The 7,888-nt window shown below is 59.6% G+C and carries 6 protein-coding genes; 1 reads left to right on the forward strand and 5 read right to left on the reverse strand.

Features of this window, described 5'->3' with window-relative positions:
• Window positions 1-72: 72 nt before the first annotated feature.
• Both OU682_RS23045 and OU682_RS23050 read right to left on the reverse strand, forming a co-directional pair.
• Window positions 73-1,728, reverse strand: a complete 1,656-nt coding sequence (locus tag OU682_RS23045; protein WP_268944527.1) for a GMC family oxidoreductase — start codon at window positions 1,726-1,728, stop codon at window positions 73-75.
• Window positions 1,729-1,792: 64 nt separating this feature from the next.
• A complete protein-coding gene (locus tag OU682_RS23050; protein ID WP_268944528.1) occupies window positions 1,793-3,100 on the reverse strand; it encodes an MFS transporter in 1,308 nt (435 codons plus the stop codon).
• 197 nt (window positions 3,101-3,297) lie between these two features.
• On the opposite strand from OU682_RS23050, the gene OU682_RS23055 reads away from it, so the two are divergent.
• Entirely contained in the window at window positions 3,298-4,065 is a 768-nt protein-coding gene (locus OU682_RS23055) for an IclR family transcriptional regulator (RefSeq protein WP_268944529.1), read from the forward strand.
• Between the two features lie 4 nt (window positions 4,066-4,069).
• Here OU682_RS23055 and OU682_RS23060 read toward each other — a convergent pair whose 3' ends face one another.
• From OU682_RS23060 to OU682_RS23070, 3 genes are all read right to left on the reverse strand, one after another.
• Entirely contained in the window at window positions 4,070-5,506 is a 1,437-nt protein-coding gene (locus OU682_RS23060) for a sodium:solute symporter family protein (RefSeq protein ID WP_268944530.1), read from the reverse strand.
• A 31-nt stretch (window positions 5,507-5,537) separates the two neighbouring features.
• Window positions 5,538-6,425, reverse strand: coding sequence for a CobW family GTP-binding protein (locus OU682_RS23065; RefSeq protein WP_268944531.1), 888 nt, complete (start codon window positions 6,423-6,425; stop codon window positions 5,538-5,540).
• On the reverse strand, window positions 6,422-7,888 hold a 1,467-nt coding region (locus OU682_RS23070), incomplete at its 5' end, for an amidohydrolase (RefSeq protein WP_268944532.1). The genes OU682_RS23065 and OU682_RS23070, both read right to left, overlap by 4 nt.

The raw sequence follows: 7,888 nt of genomic DNA on the forward strand, positions 1-7,888 counted from the left end.
ATGCTCGATCCCGTGCATCTGCAGCACTTTGACAAACGCTTCCTCTGTCGTCATTCTCATGGCGATGGCTCCTTATGCTACCTGGTCCAAGGAACCGCGCTGAGCGGTCCCATTTTGCGCAGACGAACGGTCCTCAAGAACCATTGCCGCGAGTTTTGCACCGATCATCATGGCGGGGGCGTTGGTGTTGCCCGACACGATCTCCGGCATGATCGAACAATCTGCGACGCGCAGACCGCGCACTCCATTCACCCTCAGCCTTGGATCGACGACCGCTCCCGCGTCCACGCCCATCCGACAAGTGCCGGTCGGATGATAGATCGTGGTCGAGTTCTGCCTCGCCCATGCAAGAACTTCGTCGTCACTTTCCACGTCGGTGGTAGGCTTGAACTCCTCGAGGATCGCCGATTTCAGCGGCTCGGTACGGGCAAGCATGCGGGCGATCTTGATGCCAGCGACGATGGTGTCGCGATCGGCCTGAGTTGCCAGATAGTTCGGGTGGATCGCCGGCGCATCCGCCGGATTGGCCGAGCGCAGCGCGATGGTGCCGCGGCTTTCGGGACGCAACTGACAGACCGACTGCGTGAAGGCCGAAAACGGATGGACGCCTTCTCCCGGACTGTCGGCCGACCAGGGCTGGATATGGAACTGGATGTCCGGTGTCGCCAGCTCTGGGCGCGTCTTCAGGAAACCGAAGACCAGACTGGCGGCCATTGTCATCGGACCGGTGCGGAACAGCGCATATTCGGCGGCGATCTTCATCTTGTTGAAGGTGCTGCGGACCTCGTCGTTCAGGGTTGCCTCACGGCACTTGAAGACCAATCGCGCCTGAAGGTGGTCCTGCAGGTTCTGTCCTACCTCCGGCAGGGCAGCGGCGACCTGGATGCCGTGCCCGGCAAGCTGGTCGGGGTCGCCCACGCCCGACAGCATCAGGACTTGAGGCGAACCAATGGCGCCTGCGCACAGAATTACCTCGTGCCGCGCCTCGATTACCTGCCTGCTGCCGTCAGGGCGTGCAATTTCCACTCCTCGGGCGACGCCGTCGCGGATCACGACCCGCATGACCTGAGCACGGGTGACGATCGACAAGTTCGCGCGGTTGCGGATCGGTCTGAGGAACGCGGCAGCCGACGAACAGCGGCGTCCCTTGTTCACCGTTAGCTGGAAATGGCCGACCCCCTCCTGCACTGGGCCGTTGTAATCCGGATTGTAGGGAATGCCGCGCGCCTTGGCAGCTTCGATCCAGCGTTCACAGATCTCGCGGCGCAAGCGCGGGTCGGACACCTGCAGCGGACCAGAGGTGCCGCGCCCTTCGGACGGACCGCGCTGAAAGGTTTCAAGTTCGGCAAAGAGGGGACCGACGTCGGACCACGACCAACCCCGGTTGCCCAGTTGCGCCCAGTGCTCATAATCTTCTCGCTGGCCGCGGACATACAGTAGCCCGTTCAGCGACGACGAACCGCCCAGAACCTTGCCCCGGGGCCAGCGGAGCGATCGGCCGCCAAGCCCCCTGTCCGGCTCGGTGCTGTAGCACCAGTCGAAGGCTGGATTGTCCATGGTGCGGAAGTACCCAACGGGGATGTGTATCCACGGGCTTGAGTCGCGGTTCCCGGCCTCGATCAGCGTGACGCGGATCGACGGGTCCTCACTAAGCCGGTTTGCGACGACACAGCCGGCCGAACCCGCGCCAACCACCACATAATCCGCACAGTCTGGTGCCTGGGTCATGATCTTATCCTTTTCAAGACCTTGGAGGTTGCAGGAAGGGTCTGTAACAGACCCTTCCTGGTCCTTATGCGCGGCTGCGGCGCCCGATAAGGATCGCGCAGATCATCGACACGATGCCTGCAAAGACGACATAGCAGCAAAGCCAGAAGGGATCGCTGCCATTGGCCGACATCAACGCGGTGGCAATCATCGGGGTAATCCCGGATGCGAAGATGCCCGAGAATTGATATACAAACGAAACACCGGTGTAGCGAACGCTGGGGTCGAACAGATCGGCGAATAGCGCCGCCTCGGGTCCGTAGCAGATCGGGTAGATCACGCCAAAGGGCAGAGCAATGCCCAGCACGACTAGCACCGGATTACCCGTGGACATCAGCGCAAAGGCCGGAAAGACACTGAGTGCAAGCAACAAAGATCCCATGGCATAGGTCCGTGGGCGTCCGATCCGGTCTGACAATCGGCCGAAAAAGGGAATGAACACGACCATGACAACAGCAGCGCCGCACACCGTCCACAGTGCGAACGACCTTTCCAAGCCGACATAGCGGGTCAGGTATACGATCGAGAACACCGCGAAGACGTTGAAGAACACCCCGTCGATATAACGGGCCCCCATGCCCAGCAGGACATTGCCCGGATAGCGCTTGAGCATGTCGATAAAGGGCAGACCTTGGTCGCGGTTGCGCGATTCCGCTTTGGCCTTTTCGAATTCCGGACTTTCGCCGATATTGCTGCGGATCCACGTGCCCAGGATCACAAGGATGATCGAGGCAATGAAGGCAGATCGCCAGCCCCAGGACATGAAGGCCTCGTCGGACAGCATCGTCAACAGCGCCATGACTCCCGATGCCATGAACAAGCCCAACGACAGGCCGATTTGCGGAATCGAGGCATAGAGGCCGCGCTTGCCGTGTGGGGCAAATTCATACGCCATAAGGACCGCCCCGCCCCATTCGCCGCCGATGCCAATACCCTGCGCGATCCGCAAAAGCAGCAGCAGGATCGGAGCCAGGATGCCGATCGTGTCATACGTAGGCAGCAGACCGATCAGAACGGTCGCGCCGCCCATTAGAAGAAGGGTGATCACGAGCATGGTCTTTCGACCGATGCGGTCACCATAATGCCCGAAGATCAGCCCACCCAGCGGCCGAGCGACAAAGCCGACCGCAAAGGTCGCATATGCCAGCAGGATGGAGACCGTTGCATTGTCCGACGGAAAATACAGCTCATTGAAGACGATGCCGGCGACGACACCGTAGAGAAAGAAATCATACCACTCGATTGTGGAACCGACGAGGCTTGCGAACACGACCTTGCGTACATCGCTGTCGCGTTGCTCTTCGGCATAGGCACCTGTGGTTGCATCCGACATTACGCCCTCCCTGCGCTGTGACGGTTGTTTCAAACATTCAGGATTGTGGTCGACGCCTCCTCTGCGCCGGACGATGACCAACGTGCCTTCTATCAGTACCGCGAGTCAAACAAAAATGAGACATTTGGTCTCATTTTTTTAGATTGGACGCTGGTGAGGGGTCGTCCTAAATTGGTGTAAAGATAACGGATCCAAAGATGATGCTTGAAAAGACGGGCGAAAAGACAGCGACGAGCCTCAGGAATCTGTTGATACTGGAGGCGCTTGCCCAACAGTCGCGGCCTGTCACGGCCACCGACCTGAATGCCTCGCTGAACCTGCCCAAGCCGACGATCCACCGCCTGGTGGCAACGCTGGAAGATGAAGGCTTTCTGATCCGCCACATTGATGGGCGCAGCTATCTGCCCGGGCCCAAGCTGCGGCAGATGATGTTGGGAGTAATGCGCGCTGGTCAGCACAGCCTACCGCAACGGGAAGTGCTGGTTCGGCTAAATGAACAGGTAAAGGAGACCTGTAACCTGTCCATCCCCGATGGCGATGCAATGGTCTATATAGACCGTGTCGAAACTCAATGGCCTTTGAGAATTCAGCTGCAGGTCGGCTCCAGGGTGCCGCTGCACGCCACGTCCGCAGGCAAAATCTGCTTGGCCAACATGCAGCCAGACCTAATCGAACGCTTCTTGAAAACAGCACGGCTTCAAGCCTATACACCCAGGACAATTACCGATCCCGATCGGCTTCGTGACGAACTGGCATGCATTCGAGAGTGCCAGTATGCCACCGATGGAGAGGAGTTTGTCGAGGGCATGATTGCCCTTGCCGTACCGGTGAAAAGCACCTCGGGCGAAATCTTGGCCACCGTGTCGTTCCACGCCCCCCGCCAGCGGATGACGCTGGAGGAGGGTTTGACACATCTGGACGATTTGCGCCGCGCTGCACGCGATCTGGCAATGCTGATCGGCTAACGCATCACGCCACGACGCTTCTCAGGCTCGCCGAGGGCAGGTCATCCCAGAAAATCGCCTTGGGGCATTCCGTCCGCGAATGCTTGGTAGCGAGACTGACCGCCACCAGCATCACCAGCGACACGGTCATGCCGGGGAACACCGGATCAATGCCGCTTCCCAGCATCTGCCATGCAATCGTGACCGGAATGGCCGTGATCATTGACCACAGGCAGCCCGCGGCAGTTGCGCGGCTCCAGAACATGACAGCCAGGAAAGGCATAACCAGGGTTGTCGATGAAAGCCGCAGAGCCCATTGATAGGCACTGATGATATCGGTCATTAGGTAGGCGACCCCCAGCGACAGAACCGAGATGATGACAACGCTGAGACGTGCGACGAACATCTTTTGCGCCTCGCTTGCATCAGGGTTGATGAGGCGACGGTAGAAGTCCTCAGCCAAGTTGGAGCTACCTTGAAGGATGAATGAATCGGCGCCAGTCATCAGTGCCGACAGAAGACCGATTACCACAATGCCGCCCAGATAAGGTGGCAGAAGCTCGACCGTTAGATACGAGAAGATCATGTCGGGGCGCATGTCCTGCGGCACGAACTGCACCGCGCTCAAGCCGATCAGATAGGGCAGAAGAGCGATGAGGCCGAAGATCACGAATCCCGTAATTCCTGCGCGGATCGCGATGCGTTCCGTCCGCGACGCAAAGATCCGCTGCCAAGTCGATTGCCAGACCAAATAGAAAGGCCCCACACTCAGCGCGAATGTCAGGACTTCTCCGAGCCCTTCGGCGCCGAAGAGGCTGAGATGGGACTCAGGGGAGTTGGCAAGGATCGCATCCGGGCCGCCGGCGTAGGATATTGCGGCGAAAAACAGCACGAAAATCCCGACGATGACGATGACGCTTTGGAGGGCGTCGGTCACGATGGTGGCGACAAGCCCACCCAGAATAGTGAACCCAAGGATCAGCGCAAAGGCCAGTAGAATTGCCCAGTTATAAGGAACTCCGAAGACGGTGGCGAACAGCGTCGCCATGCCGACCATTTGCAGTGCCGTCGTCGGAACGGAATAAACAAAAGCGGAGAATATCGAGGGGATAAGACCGACGCGATCGCCGAACCTTTCTGAGAACAAATCGGCCAGCGTGTACAGTTTTTGCCGCCGCAATGGTCCGCTGAAGAAATAGATCAGCGCGATGCTGAAAACCGATGCCGGCAAGGCGAACTTGAGGAATCCGGAAATACCAACCCTGTAGCCCATTCCCACCCATCCGATGAAAACGGCCGCGCCCGCGCATGTGCTGATGATCGTGCCGGTAATCGACCAAAAGCCCATGTTCCAGTTTGCGATCAGGTATTCGTCCGAAGTCTTTACCTTGAAGAAGTAATAGCCGCCTATGGCGAACATCACCACGAAATAGCAGACCGTGTAGGTCAGATACCAAGCCATCCTTTATCTACCTTTTCCCTGCTGTGATTTTCTAGTCGTTCAGCATTCGTTCCCATGCTTGCTGAACATCGCTTGGATCGAAGCGCCCGGCAGGCGCTATGGCGACCAGCTGACAGTCCGAACGGGGACTGGTCTCAACCTGATGAAACTGACGCCCGACACGATGCAGCTCGATCGTCCGGTCGACCAAGCTCAGCCAGCCCTTTGCCCTGAAGATGCCGACAGGCAACGAGGCGAGAAATGCCTGCGCCCGCTCAGCCTGAACTCTTTGTTGGGCGTGACCGGACCATGTGACATAGTCGGTACCATGGTGGGCGTCGCGAATGGGCTCCGGATCAGCCGCCTGCAATCCGGTGAGCAGCGCGGGATCGACATGGCCCTGCACGGCTGGAACTGTTGGAGCATCCGTAATTGCCGCGAGCCGGGCCACGGCGGCACTTGCGTCGCAAAGATCGGTCTTGGACAGCAGGATCAGATCGGCCACCCTGATCTGCCCCTCGACCTGCGGCCCGATCAGCCCGTCAGTCAGTAGATCGCCGATCGCCTGCGCGTCGACGACAGTGACAATACCCCCATACTCCAGTTCGGGCTCAGTCCGTGCGACGCGCGCGATGCGTGCCGGATCACCGACGCCGCTTGCCTCGATGATGACCAGATCAGGACGCGGCCGGCGGTCGATTGCATCGCCAATGGCGAAATAAAGATCCCCACTCATCGAACAGCAGACGCAACCGTTGGATAAGGCGATGGTGTCGCCGTCCGCATGAGCAATCAGGTCCGCGTCGATGTTGATCGCGCCGAAGTCGTTGACCAGCACCAGCAACCGCAGCCCGCGATTGTTCTCCAGAAGATGTCGGATCAAGGTGGTCTTGCCAGCACCCAAGTAACCGCCGATGACCAGCAACGGCAGGCGGTTCATTCGAAGACCCGCCCACCCAGGACCGTTGCAAACACCCTGACGTCCTTCAGCGCCATGGGATCGATGGCCAGGGGATTGCAATCGAGCACGGCGAAATCCGCGCGCTTGCCTGTCTCGATGCTGCCGATTTCGTGATCCATGCGCAAGGTCCATGCCGCGCCCAAGGTGATTGCGTGCAAGGCTTCGCTGACGGTCAGGGCCTGTTCCGCGCCAAGGATACGTCCCGACGCGGTCCGGCGGTTGACGGCGCACCATGCCGTAAACAGCGGGGCCAGTGGCGTGACTGGCGCATCGGAATGAATCGCCAGCCTCAAGCCTGCATCCAGCGCACTACGGCAGGCATTCATCCGCATGGCGCGATCGGGTCCGACCGTGCGTTCGTAATGCTGATCGCCGAAGTGGTAGAGGTGATTGGCAAACAGGTTGACTGCCAAGCCCAGTTCAGCGGCCCGTCGAAATTGCGCAGCATCCATCAACTGGCAATGCTGCAGCACATGCCGGTGATCCCGGGGGCCCGGCCCCTGCATCGCCTGCGCCATGGCGTCGATGACCAATTCGGATGCCTCGTCGCCGTTGACATGGACATGCATCTGGATCCCGGCGGCTTGGAAATGCCGGATCAACTCGCGCAACACCGAGGGAGGCACGTTCCACATGCCGTTTGGCGCGCCGTTCACATAGCCGGGCCATCTCAGGCGCGCGGAATAGCCCTGGATCGAGCCATCGGTCATCAGCTTGACCGCGCCCATCCGCAGCTTTTCACCAGAAAAGTGGCGAAGCTGGTTTATGGTATCAATCCAGTGTTCTGGATCGCCTTCGGATATGCCGATCGCCGGAACAAGACGGATTGGAAAATCCTTGTCCTCGACCACTAGCGACGTCGCGGCCATGTCCTGCAGCGTCAAGGCGCTGAACAGGTCGGTCGCCGTGGTGACGCCCGCGCGCCTTGCCGACATCGCGAAAAGACGCAGCACATCCTCGCCAGCCGTCAGGCCACGGAAATCGACCTTAAGCCGCCGCAGCACCGGAAACATTGCAGCCATTTCCCGCAACTCGCCAGTCGGACGGCCAGAGGAGTCGCGGACGATCCCTTCCACGTCGACAGAGCTGTCATAACCGGCCATCGCCAGGGCGACCGAATTGCAGACCAGAAGGTGCAAATTCGAAAACAGCACCGCCACCGGACGGTTGTTCGAGACACGGTCCAGATCGTCGCGATCCAGCGACCTGCCGTTGATGAAGATTGGGTCGAACCCCCAGCCGACAACCGGACCGTCCGCATTCGCCGCTTCTGACAGGCGCGCGACCACCTCTTCGTTCGTGCCAACGCCTGGCCAATGATCTCCTTCGGGTGAAAGGCGGTCTTGGAAGCCCACGTAGACATAACGCCACAGGCCGCCTTCCATCAGGTGGGAATGTCCTTCGACCAGGCCGGGAACGATCACCGCCTCGCCAAACCTGTC

This window comes from Paracoccus benzoatiresistens, assembly GCF_026913015.1.
GTDB lineage: Bacteria > Pseudomonadota > Alphaproteobacteria > Rhodobacterales > Rhodobacteraceae > Paracoccus > Paracoccus benzoatiresistens.